At 63.7% G+C, this 24,716-nt stretch carries 20 protein-coding genes, 1 tRNA gene and 2 pseudogenes; 13 read left to right on the top strand and 10 right to left on the bottom strand.

The annotated features are described in order from the left end of the window. Positions 1 to 14 precede the first annotated feature (14 nt). On the top strand, positions 15 to 851 hold the full coding sequence (locus tag P5703_RS13905; RefSeq protein WP_013982281.1) for a CvfB family protein: 837 nt from the start codon (positions 15 to 17) through the stop codon (positions 849 to 851). Positions 852 to 864: 13 nt separating this feature from the next. On the opposite strand, the gene P5703_RS13900 is transcribed toward P5703_RS13905, so the two are convergent. Next, positions 865 to 1,443 carry a DUF488 domain-containing protein gene (locus P5703_RS13900; protein ID WP_013982282.1) on the bottom strand — a complete coding sequence of 193 codons (579 nt, stop codon included), beginning with the start codon at positions 1,441 to 1,443 and terminating at the stop codon, positions 865 to 867. 4 nt (positions 1,444 to 1,447) lie between these two features. Continuing rightward, entirely contained in the window at positions 1,448 to 1,660 is a 213-nt protein-coding gene (locus P5703_RS13895) for a hypervirulence associated TUDOR domain-containing protein (protein WP_013982283.1), read from the bottom strand. Between the two features lie 533 nt (positions 1,661 to 2,193). Here P5703_RS13895 and P5703_RS13890 point away from each other — a divergent pair. The 5 genes from P5703_RS13890 to P5703_RS13870 all read left to right on the top strand — a co-directional run bounded on the left by P5703_RS13890 (position 2,194) and on the right by P5703_RS13870 (position 6,828). After that, positions 2,194 to 4,272 (top strand): glycoside hydrolase family 5 protein, encoded by a 2,079-nt coding sequence (locus P5703_RS13890; protein WP_125912221.1) that lies wholly within the window; start codon positions 2,194 to 2,196, stop codon positions 4,270 to 4,272. Between the two features lie 446 nt (positions 4,273 to 4,718). Further along, the gene (locus P5703_RS13885; protein ID WP_048328769.1) at positions 4,719 to 5,489 is read left to right on the top strand and encodes a hypothetical protein; all 771 of its coding nucleotides are present in this window, start codon (positions 4,719 to 4,721) and stop codon (positions 5,487 to 5,489) included. Further along, positions 5,486 to 5,914 (top strand): phage holin family protein, encoded by a 429-nt coding sequence (locus P5703_RS13880; RefSeq protein ID WP_011912633.1) that lies wholly within the window; start codon positions 5,486 to 5,488, stop codon positions 5,912 to 5,914. Before P5703_RS13885 ends, P5703_RS13880 begins: the two co-directional genes overlap by 4 nt. Then, complete coding sequence (locus P5703_RS13875) at positions 5,911 to 6,669, top strand: DUF3618 domain-containing protein (protein WP_011912634.1); 759 nt, start codon at positions 5,911 to 5,913, stop codon at positions 6,667 to 6,669. Before P5703_RS13880 ends, P5703_RS13875 begins: the two co-directional genes overlap by 4 nt. A gap of 83 nt (positions 6,670 to 6,752) precedes the next feature. Next, a tRNA-Thr gene (locus P5703_RS13870) sits at positions 6,753 to 6,828 on the top strand. Positions 6,829 to 6,895: 67 nt separating this feature from the next. On the opposite strand, the gene P5703_RS13865 is transcribed toward P5703_RS13870, so the two are convergent. After that, positions 6,896 to 8,389: an MFS transporter gene (locus P5703_RS13865; protein WP_352230427.1), complete on the bottom strand. Its 1,494-nt coding sequence runs from the start codon at positions 8,387 to 8,389 to the stop codon at positions 6,896 to 6,898. A gap of 84 nt (positions 8,390 to 8,473) precedes the next feature. On the opposite strand from P5703_RS13865, the gene P5703_RS13860 reads away from it, so the two are divergent. Then, positions 8,474 to 9,019 (top strand): TetR/AcrR family transcriptional regulator, encoded by a 546-nt coding sequence (locus tag P5703_RS13860; protein WP_197861316.1) that lies wholly within the window; start codon positions 8,474 to 8,476, stop codon positions 9,017 to 9,019. A gap of 3 nt (positions 9,020 to 9,022) precedes the next feature. Here the strand turns inward: P5703_RS13860 and P5703_RS13855 are convergent, their stop codons facing one another. Further along, entirely contained in the window at positions 9,023 to 9,901 is an 879-nt protein-coding gene (locus P5703_RS13855; RefSeq protein ID WP_125883691.1) for a helix-turn-helix domain-containing protein, read from the bottom strand. 162 nt (positions 9,902 to 10,063) lie between these two features. On the opposite strand from P5703_RS13855, the gene pobA reads away from it, so the two are divergent. Then, on the top strand, positions 10,064 to 11,248 hold the full coding sequence (gene pobA / locus P5703_RS13850; protein WP_125853795.1) for a 4-hydroxybenzoate 3-monooxygenase: 1,185 nt from the start codon (positions 10,064 to 10,066) through the stop codon (positions 11,246 to 11,248). Positions 11,249 to 11,289: 41 nt separating this feature from the next. Here the strand turns inward: pobA and P5703_RS13845 are convergent. The 4 genes and pseudogenes from P5703_RS13845 to P5703_RS24055 all read right to left on the bottom strand — a co-directional run bounded on the left by P5703_RS13845 (position 11,290) and on the right by P5703_RS24055 (position 17,129). Then, positions 11,290 to 13,428: pseudogene (locus P5703_RS13845) on the bottom strand (TonB-dependent siderophore receptor). A 188-nt stretch (positions 13,429 to 13,616) separates the two neighbouring features. Then, entirely contained in the window at positions 13,617 to 15,167 is a 1,551-nt protein-coding gene (locus tag P5703_RS13840) for a sensor domain-containing diguanylate cyclase (RefSeq protein WP_285587479.1), read from the bottom strand. A gap of 382 nt (positions 15,168 to 15,549) precedes the next feature. After that, positions 15,550 to 16,524, bottom strand: a complete 975-nt coding sequence (locus tag P5703_RS13835; RefSeq protein ID WP_014596263.1) for a lipid A deacylase LpxR family protein — start codon at positions 16,522 to 16,524, stop codon at positions 15,550 to 15,552. 47 nt (positions 16,525 to 16,571) lie between these two features. Continuing rightward, complete coding sequence (locus P5703_RS24055) at positions 16,572 to 17,129, bottom strand: hypothetical protein (protein ID WP_413787553.1); 558 nt, start codon at positions 17,127 to 17,129, stop codon at positions 16,572 to 16,574. 212 nt (positions 17,130 to 17,341) lie between these two features. On the opposite strand from P5703_RS24055, the gene P5703_RS13820 reads away from it, so the two are divergent. The 5 genes and pseudogenes from P5703_RS13820 (at position 17,342) to P5703_RS13800 (ending at position 21,511) form a co-directional block, all read left to right on the top strand. Beyond that, entirely contained in the window at positions 17,342 to 18,217 is an 876-nt protein-coding gene (locus tag P5703_RS13820) for a YihY/virulence factor BrkB family protein (protein ID WP_014596275.1), read from the top strand. A 156-nt stretch (positions 18,218 to 18,373) separates the two neighbouring features. After that, complete coding sequence (gene gpgS / locus P5703_RS13815; protein ID WP_013982295.1) at positions 18,374 to 19,489, top strand: N-acetylglucosaminyl phosphatidylglycerol synthase; 1,116 nt, start codon at positions 18,374 to 18,376, stop codon at positions 19,487 to 19,489. Then, a pseudogene (gene gpgD / locus P5703_RS13810) lies at positions 19,482 to 20,243 on the top strand (N-acetylglucosaminyl phosphatidylglycerol deacetylase). Before gpgS ends, gpgD begins: the two are co-directional and overlap by 8 nt. Continuing rightward, complete coding sequence (gpgF, locus tag P5703_RS13805; protein WP_061373157.1) at positions 20,240 to 21,232, top strand: glucosaminyl phosphatidylglycerol flippase; 993 nt, start codon at positions 20,240 to 20,242, stop codon at positions 21,230 to 21,232. The pseudogene gpgD and the gene gpgF overlap by 4 nt, the downstream one beginning before the upstream one ends. An 87-nt stretch (positions 21,233 to 21,319) precedes the next feature. Beyond that, on the top strand, positions 21,320 to 21,511 hold the full coding sequence (locus P5703_RS13800) for a CsbD family protein (protein WP_013982298.1): 192 nt from the start codon (positions 21,320 to 21,322) through the stop codon (positions 21,509 to 21,511). A gap of 66 nt (positions 21,512 to 21,577) precedes the next feature. Here the strand turns inward: P5703_RS13800 and fdxA are convergent, their stop codons facing one another. Both fdxA and mutS read right to left on the bottom strand, forming a co-directional pair. Further along, positions 21,578 to 21,901 carry a ferredoxin FdxA gene (fdxA, locus tag P5703_RS13795; protein WP_003285709.1) on the bottom strand — a complete coding sequence of 108 codons (324 nt, stop codon included), beginning with the start codon at positions 21,899 to 21,901 and terminating at the stop codon, positions 21,578 to 21,580. A 121-nt stretch (positions 21,902 to 22,022) separates the two neighbouring features. Next, the gene (mutS, locus tag P5703_RS13790) at positions 22,023 to 24,602 is read right to left on the bottom strand and encodes a DNA mismatch repair protein MutS (protein WP_014596278.1); all 2,580 of its coding nucleotides are present in this window, start codon (positions 24,600 to 24,602) and stop codon (positions 22,023 to 22,025) included. Positions 24,603 to 24,716: the final 114 nt, after the last annotated feature.

Below are 24,716 nucleotides of genomic sequence, written 5' to 3'. Positions count from 1 at the left end.
CTGGGACACCCGCCATGGCCGCCATCGGACGTTACAACAGCCTGCAGATCGTCAAGCACACCGGTTTCGGCCTCTACCTCGACGGCGGGCCGGATGGCGAGATTCTGCTGCCCAACCGCTACATCCCCAAGGATGTGCCGACCGAGGTGGACGACTGGCTGAACGTGTTCGTCTACCTCGACAGCGAGGACAAGCTGATCGCGACCACGGAGAAGCCCAGGGTGCAGGTCGGCGAGTTCGCCAGTCTCAAGGTGGCGGAAATCAACCGCGTCGGGCTTTTCCTCGACTGGGGGCTGCCCAAGGATCTGCTACTGCCGCACTCGGAGGAGAAGCGGCCGCTGCAAGTCGGCGACTACTGTGTGGTCTACGTGTACATTGACCAGCGCACCCGTCGCATCACCGCCACCGCACGGCTGGATCGCCATCTGGACAAGACGCCGGCGCGCTACCGAGTGGGCGACGCGGTGGACCTGCTGATCGTCGAACCGACCGATCTCGGCTACAAGGCGATCATCAACGGCCAGCACTGGGGGTTGATCCACAAGAACGAGGTGTTCAAGTTCCTGCGCGGCGGCATGCGTGAGCGGGGTTACATCCGCGAGCTGCGCGCCGACGGCAAGATCAGCCTGAGCCTGCAGCCGATCGGCAGCGAGGCGACCGATGCTCTGCAGGCGCTGATCCTCCAGCAACTGGAGGAAAACCAGGGCGTACTGGCCGTGAGCGACAAGAGCCCGGCCGAAGAGATCGCGCGGCGGTTCGGTGTCAGCAAGGGCAACTTCAAGAAGGCCATCGGCGGGCTCTACAAGCAGGGTCGCATCGTCATCCACCCGGACCGCATCGAGCGCCCCTGATGCGCGTCATGGGCTAAAGATCCAGGTCGATCTGGCTGCCAGCTTCCTTCCTCAGCGGCACGCCCTTGCCTGCGGCATAGCTCAGCTGGCCGTCGACCAGCCGTGCCGGGGCAGTGAAAGGGTGGGCGGCGGGCGGCTTCTCGTCCTGGATGTGCAGCACCTCGATACCTCGGGTCTTCAGCACATCCGATACCAGTGAACGGTGGCAGCGCCACCAGAGCACCTCGGCGCACATCATCGCGGTGCGTTGCCGGCCCGCCATTTCCAGCAAACGGTTGAGCCCGCGGTTGAATTCGTCGCTCTGCAAATGATCGGCGTAGCCGCGAAAGGAGCTGTTGCGCCAGGCCAGGTTGGGCGAATCCGCAAGCGGCCGTCGGCGACCACCAAGCTCCTCGAACCAGGCATAGCCGATACCCGCTTCACCCAATGCACCCCGCAGCGCCTCGCTGCCGAACTGTGGCAGCCGCCGCGAACCGGGGAAGCGGCGCACGTCGGCGATGGCTTCGATGCCGTGCAACTGCAGCAGCTCGACAAAGGCCTCCAGCGAGCGGTTCGAATGGCCAATGGTCCAGACGGTCAGCGTGTCAGTCATGCAATCAGTCCAGCTTGGTCAGCGCCGACTCTTTATGCATCGCCACGTGATCGGTCTTGTCGCTCTTGATCTCGTACTGCGGTGCTTCGGGGCTGGCACGCCGGGTCCGGCCCATGAACTCGGTGTCGGCCGTGTGCACCCGAGTGATGCGACCGCGGACTCGTCCCGCTTCCGAGTTCCAGCTCACGTGATCGCCGACCTTGAACTTATGGCTCATCGCTAACCTCCGCCTGCGTCTGTTGATCCTCTTGTTGGACCTCGAAAGCGCGCCGACGGTTGCCCGAGCGTCACCCTTATATAGGGATTAATCCCTGCCGTTTCGCGCAATTATCCGGTGCCGTTCGTCGGGACAAAATCATAGGATTTAATGCTGTTTGAAAGTTGGCGAATTCAAAAAACCGTCGCAAGCGGAACGACAAATTCCTCTAGCAAGGGGGCTAAGCGTCATATCAAATCGATATCTGTACCCATTTATATAATGGCAACATAATATCGGTGACAGATATATGGCGGCTTATTGGCGATCTTTTTCCGCCACAAAGATTTCCATTATTTTTTCGAACCTATTATAAAGCCGCCACGCAAGACGATTTACCGGTTTGTTCAGGGGGTGGACGGCGGGAAATTTCTTGTAGAACGGTTCGTTTGTTGTGACACCGCGGTTCCTTCCAGTATCGCCCCACGACTTATCGACCTCCCGTCACTTTTCGAAGGCTGGGCCTTTGAAGTAGTAAGTTCCGGAGAGACTCAATGTCCACCAACCTGTTTACCGGTGCCCGTAAGGCACTCGTCGCTTCCATCGCCATGGCTGCCCTCATGGGTGGCGTAACCGTAGCAACTGTTCCTTACGCTGCTGCAGCTACCGCTGTCGCTGCAGCCACCGTTTCCACCAAGGTCAACGCCTTTACCAATACCGACTGGCTTAATGGTGTCTGGCGCACTGGCGCAGGCTTCTCCATTCCGGCCACGGCTGCCAACCAGGCGGCTTTCAAGGCGGGCGCCTCGGTTCGCCTGGCTGATGGCCAAGTGCGCACCATCAGCCGCGCGCAGGTCGTCGGCAGCAACATGAGTGTGTTCCTTGATGGCGCCAAGCTCGATGGCAACAAGGTGGGTGCACCGCAGTCGGTTGCAACCGTGGCTGCCGCAACTTCGGCTCCCGCTACCGCGGCGCCTGCAGTAACCGCGCCGTCGACGGCGACTGCTTTCTCCACCAGCATTAATGCCTTTACCAACACCGATTGGCTCAATGGTGTCTGGCGCAAGTCGCCGGGCTTCTCCATTCCGGCCAACGATGGCAATAAGGCCAACTTCAAAGTCGGTGCTTCGGTAAAACTGGCCGATGGCCAGGTTCGCAAGATTACCCAGGCACAAGTCGTCGGTAGCAACATGAGCGTCTTCCTCGAAGGCGCCGCGGTTAACGGAAGTGTAGTGGGCGCGCCCAACAAGCTGACCCTCGCCGGTACTACCGCAACTGCTCCGGCACCGACCGCACCTTCGTCTTCGGTCGTTGCCACCAGCAACCTGAACAGCTTCACCAACAATGAGTGGCTGAACGGTGTGTTCCGTGCGTCCGCCGGGTTCTCCATCCAGGCAACCAGCGCCAACGTCGCCGCTTTCAAGACCGGTGCATCGGTAAAACTGGCTGACGGCCTGGTGCGCAAGGTTCTGCGTACCCAGGTGGTCGGCAGCAACCTGAGCGTGTTCCTGGAAGGCGCGGCCATCAACGGCGCTGCCGTCGGTTATCCGAAGACGGTCTCCGTGGTCAGCACCTCCGCCACGCCTTCGGCTCCCTCGGTCACCACGCCGCCTGCTGCTGTGGCGCCGGCCCCGAGCCCAGTGCCGTCAGCGCCGAGCACCACCAATGGCAAACCGCTGCTGGTTGGCGTCAACCTGTCCGGTGCAGGCTTCGGCCCGTCGGTGGTTCCCGGTACACACGGCACCAACTACACATACCCGGCCGAGTCGTACTACAAGAAGTACGCCGACCTCGGCATGCCGCTGGTACGCCTGCCGTTCCTCTGGGAGCGTATCCAGCCCAAGCTGAACACGCCGCTGAATGCCACAGAACTTGCGCGCCTGAAGCAGTCGCTGGATTTCGCGCAGAAGCACAACGTCAAGGTGATCCTCGACCTGCACAACTACTACCGATATTTCAACAAGCTGATCGGCTCGAACGAAGTACCCATCAGCTCATTCGCGGCGGTGTGGAAGCAGATTGCGCAGGAAGTGGTCAACCACCCGGCGGTGGAAGGTTACGGGCTGATGAACGAGCCACATTCGACCAATGGGCTCTGGCCGCAGGCCGCCCTGGCTGCTGCTCAGGCGATCCGCACCGTGGATTCCAAGCGCTGGATCTACGTGGCCGGTGACCGCTGGTCCAGTGCCTTCCACTGGCCGCACTACAACACTCAGCTGATCAGCAACCCGTGGATGCGCGATCCGAAGAACAACCTGGTGTACGAAGCACACATGTACATCGACAAGGATTTCTCCGGTAACTACTTCGACAAGAACGAAAAGTTCGACCCGATGATCGGTGTCAATCGCGTCAAGCCGTTCGTCGACTGGCTGAAGCAGAACAAGCTGCGTGGCTACATCGGTGAGCACGGTATTCCGGACTTCTCGCCGTCCGCCCTGGTGGCCACTGACAACCTGCTGTCTTACCTGCGTCAGAACTGCATCCCCAGCACTTACTGGGCAGCAGGTCCCTGGTGGGGCGAGTACGCACTGTCGCTGGACGTGACCAGTGGCAAGCACCGCCCGCAGCTGCCGATTCTGCAGAAGCACGCCAAGACCGCGCACAGCTGCACCAGCATCGGTCCGCTGTAAGGACTTCACCCCTCAAGCAAGAACGGGCCTTCGAGCCCGTTTTTGCGTTTCAGCGCCCAGCCTGTCTGCTACAGCTCGTCGGCTCGCTCGAGACAGCCCGGCGCCGGCTACCTTCGACCATTCAGTCACAAACGTGCCGTCACGTGCCGTTTCGCTTGTTTTCGTACGCCGATCCGTAGCCCAGTCGCGATGCCGCCTGCAGGCGCATCGTGGGCAGAGCGCCAGCAAACCAGCGCTGTCCGGCTCGCTCGTCCACTACCGGCGCCGCCGCGATAGCCCGCCAGCGAACGCCGGAACCGTCTGGCCCGAGCCACGGAACTCGAAAAATGGGGTCCGGTCACCATTTATGTGCGCACTTACATTGCACGGCCGCGGCGATCCGCATCGCTGTGCTTCAACGGACCGTGGTCATCCGGCCAATCCATAACCCTATAAAGGTGGACAAAATGACGACACCCGATGAAGAAATCACAGGTTACGGCGGCCAAGCCGGCACCGGCACGCCGCAGAAGGCCGCCTCCAGCGGACAGTCGAGCAGTTCGTCGTCCGGCAATGGCGCGGCCCCGATGAGTGGCTCCGGGGTCAGCCAGGGTGCGACCAGCGAGGACATCAAGGCCAAGGCAGCCGAAGCCGGCGAACAGCTGAAAAATCAGGGCAAGGCACAGCTGGACAGCTATCGCGGCACCGCTGCCGACGAACTGGAAAAGGTCGCGCAAAGCGCCAAGGCTGCCGCCGCAGAGCTGGAAAATCAGGACAGCACCGGCTTGTCCCACTACGTGTCCGACATTGCTCAGAGCATGGTCGACCTGGCCGACAACCTGCGCGGCAAGAGCGTCGACGAGCTGGTCGGCGAGGTGAACCGCCTGGCGCGCAACAATCCGGGCCTGTTCATTGCCGGCAGCGTCGCCCTCGGCTTCGGCCTGACCCGCTTTGCGCGGGCTTCGAGTAATCGCACCCACACGACGGCACGCGAGCCCACCACCGATTACGGCCATTCCGATGCTGCTCGACCGCATCCCACTTCGCCACTGGGCGTTCCGGCTGACGTAACAGCTGAAACCCTGCCGAGCCAGGCCGAACTCGATTCGCGCATTTCCAGCGGCGCATCGGGCGGTACGTTCGGCAGCGTCAGCAATGCGGGCATGACCTCGACGCCGGGCAGCACCAACGGCATCGGCGCCAACGGCAGAGGCACAAACGGAGGGCTGAATCGATGAACGAGCAACGTAACCTGAACACGCCTTACGAACCGGCGGCGAACCCCGAGCACGACACTTCCGTGGGTGGCCTGTTGCGGCAGCTGACGCGTGAAGTGCCGTCACTGTTCACCAAGGAGCTGGCTCTGGCCAAGGCCGAGCTGAGCGAATCCATCCGTGCCACCAAAGCCGGCGCCGCGAGCGTGGCCACCGGTGGTGCCGTGTTGCTGGCTGGCTTCATCGTGCTGCTGATGTCGGCCGTGTACTTCCTCGGAACGATGATGGAGCTGTGGCTCGCTGCGCTGATCGTCGGCGTGGTCGTGGTGGTGGTAGGCCTGATCATGGTCTCGGCGGGCAAGAAGAAATTCGAAGCTTCTTCGTTGAAGCCTGACCGCACCATCCATTCTCTGCAGAAGGACAAAGAAATCGTCAGGGGGCACGCATGAGTACGCACAATCAGATAGATCTGGAAGCGCAGAAAGACCCGAGCACGCTCGAACGCGAGATCGATCAGCAGCGTGCCGAGATCGGCAACATCGTCCACGCTCTGGAGAGCAAATTGTCGCCGGGGCAGATGATCGACACCGCACTGGGCTACGCCAAAGGTGGTGGCGGTGAGTTCCTGCACAATCTCAGCGATACGGTGAAGGCTAACCCCGTGCCCACCTTGCTTACCGGCATCGGATTGGTCTGGCTGATGGCCGGGCAGAATCGTCGCCCGGATTACAGTGCCCACGCTTCCAGCGGCCCGTCGATGACCGACAAGCTCGCGGCCAAGGCCTCTGGCCTGAAGCAGCAGGGCACCGGCATTAAGGACAAGGCGGCTCAGATGAGTCATGACGCCTCCAGTAGTCTGGGCAGCGCCCGCCATCGGGTCAGCGACTCCAGCCGTCAGGCGGCGGAAAGCCTGAAGCACACCGCCGATCGCGCTCGTGGTGGTTTCAGCCAGTTGCTCAACGAGCAGCCGCTGGCCCTTGGCGCCATGGGTATTGCCCTGGGTGCTCTGCTGGCTGCTACCGTTCCACCGACCCGTCGTGAAGACGAACTGATGGGTCAGAAGAGCGACGAGCTGACCGGCAAGCTCAAGCACAAGGCCCGTGAAGGCTACGAAATGGCCAGTGCCGAAGGTGAGCATCTGGCCAGCCAGGTAAAGCACGACCTGGAGCGCGATCACGGCCAACCGGCCTCACGGCCGCACTGACGGAGCGCCGGCGGGTTGCCGTTTGCGAGGCGCGCGGTGGGCTTGAGTCCGATCGCATAACCTTCGATAATCCGCCGCCTGGCGCCGGTGTAGCTCAGTAGGTAGAGCAGCGCATTCGTAATGCGAAGGTCGCAGGTTCGACTCCTGTCTCCGGCACCACAGAACTCAAAGCCCGCAGCGATGCGGGCTTTTTTCGTTTATGGGCGCTGTTGGCGTGGCGGCTGGGCTACCGAGCTCTTCGCGTGGTCAGGGCGATGCCGAGTGCGGCCATTATCAGCAGGGTGGCGACCAGGATCATGACCGTCACGAATGCGCTGTCGAACGCACTTTGTGCCACGCTGATGAGCTGAGCAGCGACGCTGTCGGGCAGGGACTCGGCGGCGATCAGCGCGCCGTCGAGGCTGTCGTGGGCCAGTGCCGGGGCGTCCACACTGGCAGGGGCAGCGAAGGCGCTGGTGTAAACCGCCGACATCACGCTGCCCAGCACGGCGATGCCGAATGCGCCGCCGAGTTCGTACGAAACCTCCTCGATCGAAGCGGCCATGCCGGCGCGGTCTGGCGGAGCATGCAGCAGCATGGCGCTGGAGGCGGCCGTCATTGCCGCACCGACGCCGAAACCGAGCAGGGCGAACGAGACCAGCTGAATCCAGTACGCGGCGCTGTAGCCCAGCAGGTAGAGCAGGGCTCCGGCTGCGGCGAGGCCCAGTGATGCACTGAGAATGCGTTCGGCGCCCAGGCGCGGCAGTGCCAGCCCCGCCAGCGGGCCGGCAATGAAGGCGCCGAGGGGGATTGGCAGGATGGTCAGACCCGCCTGCAGGGGCGACAGGCCTACCATCAGTTGCAGACGCTGGCTGACCACCAGTTCCATACCCATCAGTGCAGCGGAAGCGATGAGCGCGGTGGCCACACCGGCAGAAAAACTGCGGTCGCGGAACAGGGTGAAGTCGATCATGGGAGTCGTCGCTCGCCTCTGACGTCGCAGGAACGCCAGGCTGCAGATCACTGCCGCGATTGCCGCCACACCGGCTTGCAGGAGCGAGAAGTCGGCCTTGCCGGCTTCCTTGATGGCCAGCGTCAGGCCGACCAGGACGCCCATGATCCACAGCGAGGCGAGCAGGTCGAACGGCCGCTCGGGATTGCCGGGCCTGGTTGGCACCCAGCGCAAGGCGAGAACCAAAGCGAGCAGGACGATGGGCACATTGATGATGAACACCGAGCCCCACCAGAAGTGTTCGAGCAGCACACCGCCGACCACCGGCCCGAAGGCTGCACCACCGGAGGCGATCGCCGCCCAGATGCCGAACGCCAGGGCGCGCTCGCGATCATCGTCGAAAACATGACGGATGATCGCCAGGGTCGCCGGCATCATCATTGCCGCCCCAACCGCGAGCGCGACGCGTGCCGCGATCAACAGCGCTGGGCTGGGCGAGAAGGCGGCGCCGAGGGAGGCCAGGCCGAACACCACCAGCCCGGCGACGAACATCCGCTTGTGGCCGAAGCGGTCACCCAGCGCTCCCATGCCCGGCAGCAGGCCGGCAACGGTGAGAGCGTAGGCGTTGACGATCCACAGTTTTTCGTTGGCCGTGGCACGCAGCTCGTAGGTCAGACTGGGCAGGGCGAGGTAGATTACCGTCATGTCGATGACGATCAGCAGCAGCGCGCTGGACAGGATGCCCAGCACCAGCCAGCGAAGAGGCGATTTCACGAGTCGATCCTTCAGGTTGCGGGTGGCAGCGCGATTGGCCGGAGCATAGTTGTTCCGGCAGAATATAAATACATACGTATTGAATTAAAAGGGGCGTCGGTGGGCAGAAAGAAGACGATCGATCGCGAAGCGTTGCTGGATGTGGCCGAGGGCATCGTCAATCGGCAGGGCGCTGCCGCGCTGACCATTGACGCAGTCGCCAAGGCGGCGGGCATTACCAAGGGCGGCGTGCAGTACAGCTTCGGCAGCAAGGACGACCTGATCAATGCCATGTTCGAGCGTTGGGGCAAGGGCTATACGGAACAGTTCCAGCGCATCGCCGGAGACGATCCCGACCCGCTGGCGGCCGTGCGTGCCCATGTCGAGGCGACCCGCGCCTCGGATTCGGACGCCGATGCCAAGGCTGCGAGCCTGATGGCGGCGTTGCTGCAGACGCCCGAGCACCTGGCTTCGACCCGCGCCTGGTATCAGGCGCGCCTGGCCGGCCTCGATACGTCCAGCGAGGCGGGCCGGCGGGCGCGGCTGGCCTTCTTTGCCACGGAAGGAATCTTCACGCTGCGCTTCTTTCGCCTGATGGAGATCAGCGAAGAGGAGTGGCGCGACGTGCTTGGTGACATCGCCGCGCTGGTGCGCGCCGACAGCTGATGCTCAAGCGCCGCTGGGGTGCTGGCGGAAGTCATTCGGCGATCGCCCGGTCATTCGCTTGAAGAATCGGGAAAAGTACGCAGGCTCGGAAAATCCAAGTTGATCCGAGATCTGGCTGATGGTCATGGCCGTGTAGATCAGCTCCCGCTTGGCCTCCAGCAACAATCGCTGGTGCAACAACCCCAGGGCGGTGTGACCGGCGAAGCGTCGGGCCAGCGTGTTGAGGTAGGCCGGGCTGATGTCGAGCTGCATGGCATAGGCTTCTACCGAGCGCTGCTGGCGGAAGTCTTGCTCCACCAGGCGTGTGAAACGTGCCAGCAGTTCCTGTCCGCGACTCGGCCGTTGCTCCCGACGCACCAGCATCTGCCGGGCCACCCATACGGCGAGTACCCCCACCAGCGACTGCAGCAACAGCTCCCGGGCCGGTGCGGCGTTGCGGTATTCACGGTCGATCGCCTCGAACAGGGTGTTCAGATAGCGCCGATCGGCACCCGCCAGATGCAAGGCCGCGCTGCGCAACGCGTCCTGCTGGCCATCCAGCGCGGTCTCCAGCTGCCTCAGCAGCGGGCTGGCCAGTGTCAGCACATAGCCTTCTACACGCTCGGAAAAGCGAAAACCATGCACGCACAGCGGCGGCACCACCTGGATCGCCGCCTGCTCGATCCGCGTGTGCTCCCCCTCGATCTCCACCTCAGCCAAACCGCGACGGATATAAAGCAGCTGAGTCAGGTCTGCATGGCGATGCGCGCCGATCTCCCAATCGTGCAGGCGACTGCGCGCGGCGATGGACTCGCAGTGCAGCAGGTCGGGCGTCGGCCAGTCGGCGCCGTCTCCATAGAGCTTGAATACGGGAATCGTCGTATGGGCGTCGCGGGGCTTCATCGCCAGTGTTCCTGCTGTGCGCTAATCGAACCGAGTTTATGAAAGTCCAATACCCGCACGGCTTCGTCCATTACCGCCGGGTTATCGCGGGTACACCATTGGAGCGTCTCGACAGGGTGCGGCAAGCGGTCGAGCTCGACAATAACAAGTGAGGACCGAGCCATGAAAACAGGTGTGGCCATCATCGGTGCCGGCCCGTCTGGCCTGCTGCTGGGGCAGTTGCTGCACAACGCTGGCATCCCCAACGTCATCATCGAAAGGCAGACGCCCGAGTACGTACTCGGGCGCATCCGCGCCGGGGTACTGGAGCAGGGCATGGTCAATCTGCTGCGTGAGGCGGGGGTGGCCGAGCGCATGGACCGAGAGGGGCAGATTCACGAAGGTGTCGAACTGGCTTTCGGCGAGCGGCGGGTTCGGGTCGATCTGAAGGCGCTGACCGGCGGCGACACCGTGATGGTCTACGGCCAGACCGAAGTCACCCGCGACCTGATGGATGCCCGCAAGGCCAGCGCCGCGCCGATTTTCTATGGCGTACCGGATGTGCAGCTGCACGACCTGAAAGGCGAGGTGCCTTGGGTCAGCTTCACGCTGAATGGCGAGACCGTGCGCCTTGACTGCGACCACATTGCCGGGTGTGACGGCTTCCACGGGGTGTCACGCAGGAGCATTCCGGCAGGTGCACTGACCGAGTTCGAGCGCATCTACCCGTTCGGCTGGCTGGGGCTGCTCAGCGACACACCCCCGGTGGCCGAAGAGCTGATCTACGCCAGCCATGAGCGGGGTTTCGCGCTGTGCAGCATGCGCTCGGCCACCCGCTCGCGCTATTACCTGCAGGTGGGGCTGGAGGAGAAAGTCGAGGACTGGAGCGACCAGCGCTTCTGGGACGAACTCAGGCGGCGCCTGCCGGAGGACGTCGCGGCACGCCTGATCACCGGCCCCTCGCTGGAAAAGAGTATCGCGCCGCTGCGCAGCTTCGTGGTGGAACCGATGCAGTACGGCCACCTGTTTCTGGTCGGCGACGCGGCCCATATCGTCCCGCCGACGGGCGCCAAAGGGCTCAATCTGGCTGCCAGCGATGTCAGCACGCTGTACCGCATCCTGCTCAAGGTGTATCGAGAGGGGCGTGTCGACCTGCTGGAGCGTTATTCGCCGATCTGTCTGCGGCGCATCTGGAAGGCCGAGCGCTTCTCCTGGTGGATGACCGGCCTGCTGCATCGCTTCCCGGATACCGATGCCTTCGCCCGGCGTATTCAGGCGAGCGAGCAGGATTACTTCACCAGCACGCCGGCGGCGCTGACGACCATTGCGGAAAACTATGTGGGGCTGCCCTATGAGGCGGTGCAATAGCGCGAGCGGGAGCGCAGCCAGGGTGGCTGCGCCCGCGGAGATCAGAGGCTGATCGAGATGCCGGCCTGCAGGGTGCGGGGCTCGCCCGGATAGGCCCAGGCGTTCCAGGCGCGTTCCTCGTAGTGCTTGTCGAACACGTTGTTCAGGTTCAGGTTCAGCCGCACGTTTTCGGTAAGCGGGTAATAGGCCAGCAGATCGACCAGGCCGTAGCCGTCCATGTCGAAGGTGTTGTTGCTGGTCTGCCCCTGGCGATCGCTGACGTACTTGAGCCCGACACCGAGGCCGAGGCCGGCCAGGGGGCCGCCGGCGAACTCGTAGGTATCCAGCAGGTTGAAGCTGTGGCGTGGCACGTTACCCAGGCGAGACCCGGACGGCATGCTGGCGCTGGTGCTTTTGGTGACTTCGGCGTCGACATAGGCATAGCCGCCGATCACACGCCACTGCGGGGTGATGTTGCCGGCCAGGTTGATATCGAAGCCGCGGCTGCGTACTTCGCCGGCGGCGACGCTGCGGGTGCTGTCCAGCGGATCGTTGGTCAGCACGTTCTCCTTGACGATATGAAACATCGCCGCGGTCAGGCTCAGGTCACGGTCGGCCATGTCGTACTTGATGCCGACCTCGTGAGCGACGCCTTTTTCCGGGTCGAAGGAATTACCCAGGCGGTCGGCGCCGCGGTTGGGCTTGAACGAGCGCGAGGTGTTGGCGAACACCGCCAGCTCATCGGTGAGGTCGTAGATCAGGCCGAAGCGCGGGGTGACGGCGTTATGCGCCTGGTCCCAGTTCCCGTTGGGGTTGAGCTTGTCGTTATAGCTCTGCTCGAAACGCTCGATGCGCGCACCCAGTTGCGCCTTCAGGCGTTCGGTCAGGGCGATCTGGTCCTGGAGGAAGAAGGCGTAGGACTCCAGATTCTCGCTGTCGTGGGTGGTGGTGCGGGTCAGCGCCGGCAGTGGCTGGCCGTGTACCGGGTTCTAGATATCTATGGGGTAGGCCCCAGCACCGGGCGAGCGGATGATCAGCGAGTTGTAGTTGAACTTGTCGTACTCCACACCCACCAGCAGGGTATGGGCGAAGCCGGCGAGGTCGAAGTTGCCTTCGGCGTTGGCCTGGGCATTGACGTCGTTCCAGTTCAGCCAGCGTTCGTTGTAGTTGCGTCCGACCAAGCTGGTACCCGGCGACAGACCCATCGCATAGCTGTTGCTGTTGTTCTCCACGGCGCCGCCGTAGATCTCGCCATCGAGATACTGCACGCCGCCACGCAGCGTCCAGCTCTCATTGAGCAGATGCTCGATACGCAGCTGGGTGGTGGCGTTCTCGTTGGTCAGCTTGCCGGCAGCCTTTTCACCGAGGAAGCGGTCGCGCGGAAGCTTGCCCTGCTGGTTGGCGTAGCGGGTGACCCCGCGGTCGAGCGGGTGGCGATTATGCAGGTAGTCGCCTTCGAGGGTGATGGCGGTGGCTTCGTTGAGCTGCCAGCGCAGCACGGGAGCGACGTTGTAGCGCTCGCTCTCGACGTCGTCGCGGAAGCTGTCGCCACCTTCGGCTACCAGGTTCAGGCGGTAGGTGAAGTCGGCCTGCTCGTCCAGCGCACCAGTGGTGTCCAGAGTGCCGCGACGCAAGCCTTCGCTGTTGACCTGGCTGCCCAGCACGGTGCGGCGCTCGGCCTGCGGCTGCTTGCTGACGATGTTGAAGGTGCCGCCCGGGTCGCTGCGGCCGTAGAGCATGGCGGCCGGGCCGCGCAGCACTTCGATGCGTTCGATGGTGCTAGCGTCGGGCATGTTCGGGTAGCCACGGTTGACGGCGAAACCGTTGCGATAGAACTCCTGGCTGTTGAAGCCGCGAATCAGGAATTCGGTCAGGCCCTGCCCGCCGAAGTTGTTGCCGCGCTCCACGCCGCCGGCGTAGTCGAGCGCATCTTCCAGGCGCACCGCGCCGATGTCCTGTACCACCTGCGCCGGCACCACGCTGATCGATTGCGGCGTGTCATGAATGGCGGTGTCGGTCCGTGTCGCGCTGGCCGAGCGGGTGGCGCGATAGCCTTGTACTGGCCCGTCGGCGCGTTCGGCAGATGCGGTGACCTGCATTTCCTCGAGCGCCAGCGGCGTCGAGGGGGCGTCGTTGGCGTAGGCGGCGAGAGGGCTGGTGAGGGTCGGAACCGCAAGCATCGAGACGATAAGGCGCCGCATCGGAAGCTCCTTGAAGGGGAGCGAGGGCGCGCACCTAATATCAATAACAACTATTATCAAACAGGATATGTTCTCATCTTCATGCGACGAAACCGCTGCGAGGCAACAGATGGCGTGCACCGCTCCGTGCACGCTCCGCACGCGAAGTGTCAGCGTTGCGTCAGGACCGTCGGGGGCTGCCTGAATCGCTACGCGGCGGCGACCACAGCGCGGTCTCGGCCGGCTCGTTTCGCCTGGTAGAGCGCGGCGTCCGCGGCCTTGAAGGTGGCATCGGCGTTCGGGTAGTCGCCGCTAAAGGCAATGCCGACTGAGGCGGTAACCGTCGTTCCGGTCGGGCTTGTGGTTTGCCGCAGCCGTGTCAGCAGGCGTTCGGCGGCAACGCTGGCACCCGTGGCATCGGTCTCGGGTAGCAGCATCAGGAACTCCTCGCCACCCATACGACAGAGCACATCGGTGGGGCGCGAACATTCACGCATCTCCGCCGCCAGGAAGCGCAGCACTTCGTCACCGACATCGTGGCCGTGCTGGTCGTTGACCTGCTTGAAATGATCGATGTCCAGCGCCAGCGCCGCATAGCCCTGATCGAGCAGTTCGAACTGCTTGAGGGCCAGCTCCAGGCCGCGACGGTTGCGCAGGCCGGTCAGCGGGTCGGTCATGGAGGCTGCCTCCAGTGCGCCCATCTTCTGTTGCAGCAGCGACACGCCGGTCAGCATCGCCACCTTCAGGCGGGCTACTTCGAAGTACCAGGAGTTGACGGTAGAGATGCGCTGCGCGGCCTCTGGCGCACCCCAGTGCTCGGCGGTATCGGCCAGCGCGCGGATTGGTGAGGAGATGAGTTTGGACAGCCACCAGAACACGGCGAGGGAAAGGATGGCGAACGGCACCGCGTTGAGCAGCGTTGCGCGTGCCAGCTGGGTGAGCTTGGCGGTAATGGCGGCCGTGGGACGCTGGGCGATGATGCCCCAGCCGGTGCTCTGGATGGGGGCGTAGCCCGCCAGCATGTCCACGCCACGGGTATTGATCACCCGCTGGCTGCCTTCCTGGCCTTGCAGCACCTGCTGTACGACAGGATTGCTCGATACATTCTGCCCGACCCGCTCGCCGTCTTCGTGGAACACCAGGTTGCCCTGGGTATCGACGACGTACAGGTAGGAGCCGTCGCGGTAGTAATGGACGCCCAGCAGGCCATGCAGTGCGTTGCGTTCACGCAGGAACAGCGAGGCGCTGATGAAGCCTCGATAGCTGCCGTCGGCGCCAAAGATCGGATGGGATATCGCGATCAGGTAGATGCCGTCCGTGGCGGTGTACGGGTCGGTAATCAGCGGGGCGCGTTCGGTCAGCGCGCGGGTCGCACCGACGCTGTTGACCTTCATTCCCACTTTCAAGCTGCTTCCCGGCGAGGCGGAGAGAATCTCCCCGGCGGCGCTGACGATGATGGCTCGACTGAACTGATCGCTCTTGAGCTTGAGCCGCTTCGTCTCGCTATCGCAGGCCTCGGGATCGTCGAAGCGGGTCGACAGCGTTTCGGCTGCGAACGCCAGTTCACGGCGGCTGTTCACGAAGAACTGATCGGTCGTGTCGGCCAGTTTGCGGGCATAAGCGCGGTTGGCCTCCAGTGTCTGATCGAACAGCTGGTCGCGCTGGGAACTGTAGCCAGCGAAGAAGCTGTTGGCGAAGGTCAGCAGGCCTGCTACCAGTGCCAGCAGCAGCGTGAGTTTCTGTAGATCCAGCCGGGACATGAAGCTTCCATTCCGGGTCGTGCTTGGCGTCGTCGCCAATGAAGGGTTTGGTAAGACTTCGTGCCGAGAGGAAGCCACTGGCCAGCAATGATACATGACTGCTGCGTCTGACACGGGTCGGCCAGCCAGCTGGCGTCGCTGCATGCGCATGCGCATGGGCTCGGCGCCAGCGGGCTAGATGTGCTGGAGCAGCTGCGCCGTCGGACGTCCTGCGTCAGCGCTGGTGACGAGCAGGTCGCATCGGCGGCTCAGCCCCGGCACCGACGGCTATCCGCTCAAGCCATTCAACCTGTGCGAACTGAGCGTTCGCATCGAGGCGGTGTTGCGACGGGAGACTTGCGAATGCGCGACGCAAACGGCACCGACGCCCGTCGGTGAGTCATCAGAGCGCAGTGGACAGGGTGATCGAGCCGAACTGGTCATGCTCCTTCTGCCCCTGGAATTCGCGACTGCGCCAGACGCTGGCGAACGCCAGCTGCCAGCGACTCCAGGTCAGCGCCACGCCGAGCTTGGCGTCGCCGACCCATTCGCGGCGGTCCACCGAGTGGCTGTCCTCGAAGGTGTTGCCGTCCAGCAGCATGTTGTGGGCCATATAGCGACCCTCGAGATCGGCAAAGCCGTACCAGGCGAAGTCGCCGCCCGGGCGGAAGAACTGGCTGCCGCTCTGGGCCGGCGTGACCGCCGGGATGCTGAAGCTGCGTTGCAGGTTCTGGCCCAGGCGCAAACCGAGCCCGGCCGAGCCATAGCGGTAGAGGTTGCCGAGGGCGAAGCCGAGGCTGGGGCCGTATTCCAGCTCAAGCCCGGCGAAGCGTTGCTGCAGCCACCAGCGATGCTGATAGCCCAGATTGACGAAGGCTTCGTTCTCCAACTGATTGTCCCAGCCGTTGGGCTCGTCACTGCTGGTGACCTTGTGTACGGCGCGTTGCAGCCGCTTGCCGCCGGCGGCAGGACCGACCATGCCGACATCCAGATGCAGCCCCTGGGCCGCGCGCCAGCCATCGTGCTGAGTATCGGAGAACATCGACATCCCGGCGAACAGCAGGCCGGCATAGGGGCGGTCGTTCTCGATCAGACTTTCGGTTTCGATCTCCTTCGGCGTGTAGATCTGATGACCGAAGCGGTAGGCGACGTTGTCGAGGTTGCTCCCCGACCAGCCCGGCAACAGGTCGGCGAAGCGTCGGGTCCAGTTCTGGTCATCCGGCGCGAAGCCCCAGATGACTTCCACGCCGTTGGTGTAATGACCATCGCTGCCAGTGGCAATGATGTCGTTTTCAACCTTGACGGAGAGGATGTCGGCGTGGCCAAGGGCGGGCACGAGCGATGCGGCGAGCAGGCACAGCAAAGAACGAGCATGCATGATCTGACTCCTGGCTTACGTTCTTGTTTGTATGTTCTCTCGGACCATCATCGCTTTCTGCGGTTCGCTTGTCGATCAGCGCGCGTCGTTTTCGCCGTTTCTGGCCAGTCCCGCTCTGCTGACCATCTCCTGCCTGGCTTCGCGCAGTTGCTCGGCCAGCGCCATGGAAAAGTCCTGCACGGCGGACCAGCGCAGGTGGATCGCATCGACGAAGGCGGCCGGTGGGGCAACCCATTCGCGATCGGCGTTCCAGTACTGTGCTCCGGCATGCCGAGCCGGCACGCATCGAGATGGCGCAGGCGACCGAGGCACCGACGATTAGCTTCAGGAGCGAGCTGCTGCGTGTTCGACCACCGAATGTGTGCCGGTCCGCTCAGCGGACGCTGCTCAACCCTGCGCTGCTGCGCGCGCTGGACGCTTCTCGACGCGGCGGCAGGTGGCTCGACCTTGCGCTGCAGGTGTCGCACGGTGCGCTTGAGGCGCTGCACCTTGTCTTCCAGCTGGAAGACCTTGCGATTGTTGTAGAACATGCCCAGCACGAACCCCACCGAAGTGAAGACCAGGCCATAGATGAGTGCGGCTTCATAGAGATAGCTGGAAAACATCCTGTCATCCTCTGCGGGTTATGGCTCTCGCTCGTCGAGCGAATCAACCCGGAATGGGCTGATGCCAATCTGCCCTTATGTGACCGAGCGCACATTGAAAACGTTCCCGCTGATGGCTACTCCCTTTGGCCCCCAGGCATCGCAGCGAACTCTCCGGCAGTGCGGTCGTCCCATTTTTAGACCGCAACACTTCACTGACCGGGGAATCTTCAATGGCCATGCTGGACACCCGCGGCGTCGGGGCTTTTACCTTGCTCAAGCGCACTCTCAAGGAATTCAGCAGCGACGACATGTCGACCTACGCCTCGGCGCTGGCCTATCGGGGGCTGTTCGCAATGTTCCCGTTCCTGGTCTTTCTCATCGCCTTGCTGGGCTTTCTCGACCTGCAGAATTTTTTCGACTGGCTGCGCATGCAAGCGGAGCTGGCGCTGCCGCCGGTGGCAATGGAGCAGATCAATCCGGTCATCGACCAGTTGCAGGAACAGCAGGCCGGCTTGCTGTCGTTCGGTATTCTGGTGGCGTTGTGGACGGCATCCATCGGCTTTCGCTCGCTGATGAATGCGCTTAACAGGGCTTACGACGTGGAAGAGGGCAGACCCACCTGGAAGCTGATCATTCTGGCGCTGGCCTACACGGCCGGTGTCGCTGTGCTGCTGCTGTTCACCGCGGGGCTGATGGTCATCGGCCCCCAGGCCATGGAATGGCTGGCCGGGCAGGTGGGCATGCGCGAGCTGGTGGTGGTGCTCTGGACCTGGCTGCGCTGGCCGGTGATCGTGCTGATGCTGATGCTGGTGGTCGCGCTGCTCTACTACGTGGCGCCGGACGTGGAGCAGGAGTTCCGTTTCATTACACCCGGCTCGGTGCTGGCCGTGCTGGTGTGGATTCTGGCTTCGGTCGCCTTTGGCGTCTATGTGCAGAACTTCGCCGACTACAACGCGACCTACGGCAGCATCGGCGCGATCATCGTGCTGCTGCTATACCTCTACATATCGGCCGCGGTTCTGCTGTTCGGCGCCGAGCTCAACGCAGTCATCGAGCACGCCTCGGTGGAGGGCAAGGATCCGGGCGACAAGCAGATGGATGGCTGAGCCGCCGTCCGGCGCTCCGCTGCGAACGACCCTTCTACGTGACGGTCATTTATTTCATTACAGAATTATTCCGCAGGGATTGCGGAGCGGGCCGTCGAAGCGTCGGCCTGTCCGGCGAAGACCGGGTTCTGCAACGGGACCGAACGGAGAAGTACCTTGCATATCGCGGACATGACCATGTTCTACGCACCTGCCAGCGGTGGCGTGCGCACCTACCTAGAGGCCAAGCATCGCCGGTTGCAGCTTTACTCGGGCGTGCGTCACAGCATCCTGGTACCGGGCGGTGATTACAGCCACAACGACGGGCTTTACCAGGTTCCAGCGCCCATCCTGCCGTTTGGCAAGGGCTACCGTTTTCCCATTAGGCGTGCGCCCTGGCGCAACCTGCTGCGCTCACTGCGCCCGGATCTGATCGAGGTGGGCGACCCCTACATGACGGCCTGGGCCGCGCTGGACGCCGGGCGCCGGCTTAATGTGCCGGTGATTGGCTTCTACCATTCCGACCTGCCGCTGCTGGTCAGCAATCGTATCGGCAGCTGGTTGGGCACCAATCTCAATGGCTACGTGTCGCGCCTGTATGGCAGTTTCGATCGTGTGCTGGCGCCCAGCGAGGTGATGGCGGACAAGCTGATCCATCTCGGGGTGAAGAATGTGTTCGTGCAGCCGTTGGGCGTCGACCTGGACACCTTCTGCCCCCAGCGTCGCGACCCGGAGGTGCGCCGGGAGCTAGGCCTGGCGGACGACACGCGGCTGATGATCTTCGCCGGGCGCGGCTCGCGGGAGAAGAACCTGCATATCCTGCTGGAGACTGCGCGCCAGCTGGGCAAACCGTATCACTTACTGCTGGTCGGCTCGAGCATGCCGCAACGGGTGCCGGACAATGTCACGGTGATCGATCGCTTCTGCCCAGCCAGTGAGGTGGCGCGCTTCATGGCCAGCAGCGATGTGCTGCTGCACGCTGGCAATCAGGAAACCTTCGGCCTGGTGGCGCTGGAAGCCATGGCGTGCGGTATCCCGGTAGTCGCGGCGCGGGCGGGTGCATTGCCAGAACTGGTGCCGTTCTACAGCGGGCGCCTGTGTCGGCCGCTGGATGCCAGGGCGATGGCGCATACCGTACGCGAGCTGTTCGAAGATGATCCGCGCCTGCTCGGGCAACAGGCCCGCCAGCATGTCGAGGCGCACCATGCCTGGGATGCGGTGGTAGCCGGCCTGCTCGCGCATTACCACGCCGTACTGGGCACGGCAGAGCTGCCGGTGGCGGTACATGGCTGAGCGCGCCCTGACCCTGGTGTTGCACGACGTCGCGGCAGAAACCTGGCCCGACTACCGTCCCTTCGTCGAGGCTGTGGATGCCATCGGTGGGGTGCCGATCACCTGGCTGGTAGTACCGGATTTCCATCGGCGCAACCCCCTCGACCAGCAGCCGGAGTTTCGCCGCGTGCTGGATGCGCGCGTGCAGCGCGGCGACTAACTGGTGTTGCACGGTTGCTACCATGCCGACCTCGAACCTGCTCCGAAAACGCCGCGGGACTGGTTCATGCGTCGGGTATACACCCATGAAGGCGAGTTCTACGGGCTGGACGAAAACGCCGCTGGCGAACGCCTGCGGCATGGGATGGCACTTTTCCAGCGCTATCAATGGCCATTGCATGGTTTCGTTGCTCCCGCCTGGTTGATGAGCGAGGGCACCCGGCGCGTGCTGGCCGGCAGCGGCTTGGTCTATACCAGCGACTCCCGGCATTTCTATCTGTTGCCCGCGTTCACGCCCATTGCCGCGCCCGGCCTGGTCTGGAGTGCCCGTAGCGCCTGGCGGCGCGGTGCGTCCTGGCTGGTCAGCGAGCGGCAGCTGCGGCGCAGCCAGGCGGCGCCATTGCTGCGCCTCGGCCTGCATCCCGTGGATATGCGTCACGAGTTTTCCCGTCGCTACTGGCTCGATGTGCTGATGCGGCTATTGCATCAGGGGCGCCGACCGATGACGAAGATCGCTTGGCTGGACCGCTACCGCTCCACGAGCACCGCCGCATGAATCGACGCTGGTGGCTGTTGGGTGGCGCGCTGCTCGCAGCGGCCATGGTGCCGCTGTTGCTCGGCGGTACCGGCCTGTTCGAGCGGCTGCGCCATTTCCCTGGCAGCCTGTTGGTCACAATGCTCGCCATGGTGCTGGTCGGCTGGAATCTCAATGCGCTGCGCCTGCGCCTACTGCTGGGGCGGCGCAAGCTGGGCCAGCGGCGTGCCTTCGGAATCGTGGTGGCGACCGAGTTCGCCATCTGTGCGACGCCTGGCGGTGCCGGCGGCCCGCTGACCTTGATGGCGCTGCTGATGCGCCAGGGCGTCGCGCCGGCCAAAGGCACCGCGACCTACGCCGTCGAGCAGCTGAGCGATCTGCTGTTCTTCGCCTGTGCCCTGGTCGGCGTGCTGATCTATGCGCTGACTCATGCCCTGAGCACGCATATCGCCAGCCTGCTGGGCTTCAGTGTGGCCTTGCTGATCGGGGTGATGCTGCTGCTGGCGCTGCTTGGACGCTTCCACCGCCAGGTCTTTCTGCTCAACGGCTGGCTGGTGACGCGGCTCGGCATGAAGGAAACGCGCAAGCGGCGGTGGGCGCGCAAGGTGCTGGGCTTTCGCAACGCGCTGGTGGACTGCTTCCGTCTGCCACGGCGAATCCTGCTTGCGGTTTTCGGGCTGACCACGCTGCACTGGCTGCTGCGCTTCAGCGTGCTCTACCTGACCCTCCAGGGGTTGGGAAGCGAACTGGCCTGGGCCTGGACCTTCCTCGTGCAACTGCTCGCGCTCACCGCCGGCCAGGTCAGCCTGCTGCCCGGCGGGGCCGGCAGTGCCGAGCTGGCCTCGGCGGCGCTGCTGACGCCCATGGTGGGCAAGTCGACCACGGCCGCGGCGATCCTGATCTGGCGGTTCGTGACCTATTACTTCTACCTGATCGTCGGCGCACCGGTATTCCTGCAGCTGGCCGGGCGGCCGCTGTTGCGCCGGCTGATGCCGTCGCGGCATGCCTGAGCGGCTCTAGCCCGATGGCCGGGAGAAACTAACGCTTCGCTCGGGCGGTCCACCCTATGTCATCAATGAAGAAGCGAGGATCACGCCATGAGCAGTACCGAAGACAAGGTCAAGGGCAACACCAACGAAGCCGTAGGCAAGATCAAGCAGGGTGTGGGCGAAGCGACCGACAACCAGCGTCTGAAAGGCGAGGGCCAGCGTCAGGAAGTCAAGGGCGAGGCTCAGCAGGTCAAGGGTGATGTCAAAGACACCCTGAAAAAGGGCATCGACAAGGCCTGAACGGCTTGCCCCACAAATGAAAATGCCCGCATCGAGCGGGCATTTTTTTTGAGCGGTGGTGCGCGATCAGCGCTCCAGGTACTGCAGCTTGTCCTTCACGCCGTCCCACTCTTCGGCATCGGCCAGCGCATCCTTCTTCTCGGTGATGTTCGGCCAGACTTCCGCCAGATCCGCGTTCAGCTCGATGAACTCCTGCTGGTCTTCCGGTACCTCGTCCTCGGAGAAGATCGCCTGAGCCGGGCACTCGGGCTCACAGAGGGCGCAGTCGATGCACTCGTCCGGGTGAATCACCAGAAAGTTCGGGCCTTCGTAGAAGCAGTCCACCGGGCAGACTTCCACGCAATCGGTGTATTTGCACTTGATGCAGTTGTCGGTGACGACGAAGGTCATGTCTAGCTATCTCCTCAGGCGTGTCAGGTAGGCGTTACGGTGACGCCCCTGCGAGTAGGCGGCACAGGCAAATGCCGCTTATCAAAAAAATGCGCGCGATTCTAGCAGCTTTCGCGGCGTATCAAATGCGTGATTTCAAGCTGTATAGCAGCTCCAGCGCCTGGCGCGGCGTTACATCATCGGGATTGATCCGCCCCAATTCCTCGAGCACCGGATGCGGCAGGCTGGCGAACAGGTCGCTCTGCATGGGCGGCGCTGGCTGGCCGGGTGCCATTCTCGGCGCTTCGTGGGGCAGGCTGGTGGTTTCCAGGCGCGACAGATGGTCGCGTGCACGCTGGATGACTTCGCCCGGCACGCCTGCCAGTTGCGCCACCGCCAGGCCGTAACTCTGGCTCGCCGGACCGGGTAGCACGTGGTGCAGGAAGACGATGCGCTCGTTGTGCTCGGTGGCAGAGAGGTGCACATTGGCCACCACCGGCTCGCTTTCCGGTAGCACGGTCAGTTCGAAGTAGTGGGTGGCAAACAGCGTGAAGGCGCGCAGCCGAGCCAGCTGTTCGGCGGCGGCCCAGGCCAGCGACAGGCCATCGAAGGTGCTGGTACCGCGGCCCACTTCGTCCATCAGGACGAGGCTGCGGTCGCTGGCGTTGTGCAGGATGTTGGCGGTTTCGCTCATTTCCACCATGAAGGTGGAGCGCCCGCCGGCGAGGTCGTCCGACGAGCCGATGCGGGTGAAGATACGGTCCACCAGCGAGAGCTCGCAGGCAGCCGCCGGGACGAAGCTGCCGATCTGCGCCAGCAGCACGATCAGCGCGGTCTGGCGCATGTAGGTGGACTTACCGCCCATGTTCGGCCCGGTGATGACCAGCATGCGGGTGGCGTCGTCGAGGGCGAGATCGTTGGCGACGAAAGGCGTCTCCAATACCTGCTCCACCACGGGGTGACGGCCCTGCTCGATGCGCAGGCAGGGTTGCTCGACGAAGCGCGGGCGGTTCAGATCGAGATTCAGCGCCCGCTCGGCGAGGTTGCTCAGCACGTCCAGTTCGGCCAGTGCGGCGGCACTTTCCTGTAGCGGTGCCAGGTGGCCGATGAGCATTTCCAGCAGCTCGTCATACAGCAGCTTCTCGCGGGCCAGGGCACGGCTCTTGGCCGATAGCGCCTTGTCCTCGAACTCTTTGAGTTCCGGGGTGATGAAGCGCTCGGCGCCCTTGAGCGTCTGCCGGCGGATGTAGTCGGCCGGCGCCGATTCGGCCTGCTTGCTCGGCAGCTCGATGAAGTAGCCGTGCACGCGGTTGTAGCCGACCTTGAGGTTGGCCAGCCCGGTGCGCGCTTTCTCGCGGGTCTCCAGATCCATCAGGTACTGGCCGGCGTTCTCGGAGAGCGACTGCAGTTCGTCCAGCTCGGCGTCGTAGCCGGTCTTGAGCACACCGCCGTCGCGGATCACCGCGGGCGGATTGTCGATGATGGCGCGCGCCAGCAGGTCGGCCAGTTCCGGGTAGGTGCCGATGCTTTTCGCCAGTCCGAGCAGATGCGGGGCCACCAGATCCTGCATGCCGGCCTGCAGCTGCGGTAACGCAGCGAGCGCGTCGCGCAGGCGCGCCAGGTCGCGCGGACGGGCATTGCGCAGGCCGATACGGGCGAGGATGCGTTCCAGGTCACCGATGTCCTTGAGCTGCGGCTGCAGCTGTTCGAAGCGGTAGTGCTCGAGCAGGCAGGTGATCGAGTCCTGGCGTGCTTCGAGGATTTCGCGGTTGCGCAGCGGGCGATTCAGCCAGCGGGTCAGCAGGCGCGAGCCCATGGCGGTCTGGCAGCGGTCCATGACCGATTGCAGTGTGTTCTCGCGGCCACCGGCCAGGTTGACGTCCAGCTCCAGGTTGCGCCGGCTGGCACCGTCGAGGATCACCGTGTCATCGAGGCGCTCGTGGCGCAGGCTGCGCAGGTGGGGCAGGGCGGTGCGCTGGGTTTCCTTGGCGTAGGCGAGCAGGCAGCCGGCGGCGCCGATGGCCAGGGTCAGGTTCTCGCAGCCGAAGCCCTTGAGGTCCTGAGTGGAGAATTGCTGGCAGAGGCTCTTGAAGGCCGAGTCGCGATCGAAATCCCAGGGCGCGCGACGGCGCACACCGCGGCGTTTCTCCAGCGGCAGGCCCTGCGGCCAATCGTCGGGGATCAGCAGCTCGGCCGGGCTCAAACGCTCCAGTTCGGCGAGCAGGGTCTCCCAGCCCTTGAGTTCCTGCACGCTGAAACGGCCGCTGGCGATATCCAGCACCGACAGGCCGAACAGCTTCTCGTCGCCGACTACCGCCGCCAGCAGGTTGTCGCGGCGCTCGTCGAGCAGCGCTTCGTCGCTCACCGTGCCCGGCGTGATGATGCGTACCACCTGGCGTTCCACCGGCCCCTTGCTGGTGGCCGGGTCGCCGATCTGCTCGCAGATCACCACCGATTCGCCGAGCTTGACCAGGCGCGCCAGGTAGCCCTCGGCGGAGTGGAACGGAATGCCGGCCATGGGTATCGCCGTGCCCGCCGACTGACCGCGCGCAGTCAGGGTGATGTCGAGCAGCGCGGCGGCTTTCTTGGCGTCGTCGTAGAACAGCTCATAGAAGTCGCCCATGCGGTAGAACATCAGCTGGTCCGGATGCTCACGCTTGAGCTTCCAGTACTGTTGCATCATGGGCGTATGGGCGGAGAGATCGGCGTTGGACTTGGTCATCGGCGTGGGTGTGGTTCGTTGAGGGCGCAGGCATTGGCAGCGGGTCAGCTGCCGAACGGAAACGAGGGCGCAGCTGAAAACCGGCAAGGTTAACACGCAGCCGTGGCAGTCAGC

This window comes from Stutzerimonas sp. FeSN7 (genome assembly GCF_030263795.1).
In the GTDB taxonomy this organism is placed as follows: Bacteria; Pseudomonadota; Gammaproteobacteria; order Pseudomonadales; family Pseudomonadaceae; genus Stutzerimonas; species Stutzerimonas stutzeri.
The sequence above is the reverse complement of the archived record's forward strand: the minus strand, read 5'-3'. Positions and strand labels throughout refer to the sequence as shown.

Coding starts and splice junctions, on each gene's coding strand:
- P5703_RS13905 (WP_013982281.1), top strand. CDS start 15: ATGGCCGCCATCGGACGTTACAACAGCCTGCAGATCGTCAAGCACACC.
- P5703_RS13900 (WP_013982282.1), bottom strand. CDS start 1,443: ATGACTGACACGCTGACCGTCTGGACCATTGGCCATTCGAACCGCTCG.
- P5703_RS13895 (WP_013982283.1), bottom strand. CDS start 1,660: ATGAGCCATAAGTTCAAGGTCGGCGATCACGTGAGCTGGAACTCGGAA.
- P5703_RS13890 (WP_125912221.1), top strand. CDS start 2,194: ATGTCCACCAACCTGTTTACCGGTGCCCGTAAGGCACTCGTCGCTTCC.
- P5703_RS13885 (WP_048328769.1), top strand. CDS start 4,719: ATGACGACACCCGATGAAGAAATCACAGGTTACGGCGGCCAAGCCGGC.
- P5703_RS13880 (WP_011912633.1), top strand. CDS start 5,486: ATGAACGAGCAACGTAACCTGAACACGCCTTACGAACCGGCGGCGAAC.
- P5703_RS13875 (WP_011912634.1), top strand. CDS start 5,911: ATGAGTACGCACAATCAGATAGATCTGGAAGCGCAGAAAGACCCGAGC.
- P5703_RS13855 (WP_125883691.1), bottom strand. CDS start 9,901: ATGAAGCCCCGCGACGCCCATACGACGATTCCCGTATTCAAGCTCTAT.
- pobA (WP_125853795.1), top strand. CDS start 10,064: ATGAAAACAGGTGTGGCCATCATCGGTGCCGGCCCGTCTGGCCTGCTG.
- P5703_RS13840 (WP_285587479.1), bottom strand. CDS start 15,167: ATGTCCCGGCTGGATCTACAGAAACTCACGCTGCTGCTGGCACTGGTA.
- P5703_RS13835 (WP_014596263.1), bottom strand. CDS start 16,524: ATGCATGCTCGTTCTTTGCTGTGCCTGCTCGCCGCATCGCTCGTGCCC.
- P5703_RS24055 (WP_413787553.1), bottom strand. CDS start 17,129: ATGTTTTCCAGCTATCTCTATGAAGCCGCACTCATCTATGGCCTGGTC.
- P5703_RS13820 (WP_014596275.1), top strand. CDS start 17,342: ATGGCCATGCTGGACACCCGCGGCGTCGGGGCTTTTACCTTGCTCAAG.
- gpgF (WP_061373157.1), top strand. CDS start 20,240: ATGAATCGACGCTGGTGGCTGTTGGGTGGCGCGCTGCTCGCAGCGGCC.
- P5703_RS13800 (WP_013982298.1), top strand. CDS start 21,320: ATGAGCAGTACCGAAGACAAGGTCAAGGGCAACACCAACGAAGCCGTA.
- fdxA (WP_003285709.1), bottom strand. CDS start 21,901: ATGACCTTCGTCGTCACCGACAACTGCATCAAGTGCAAATACACCGAT.
- mutS (WP_014596278.1), bottom strand. CDS start 24,602: ATGACCAAGTCCAACGCCGATCTCTCCGCCCATACGCCCATGATGCAA.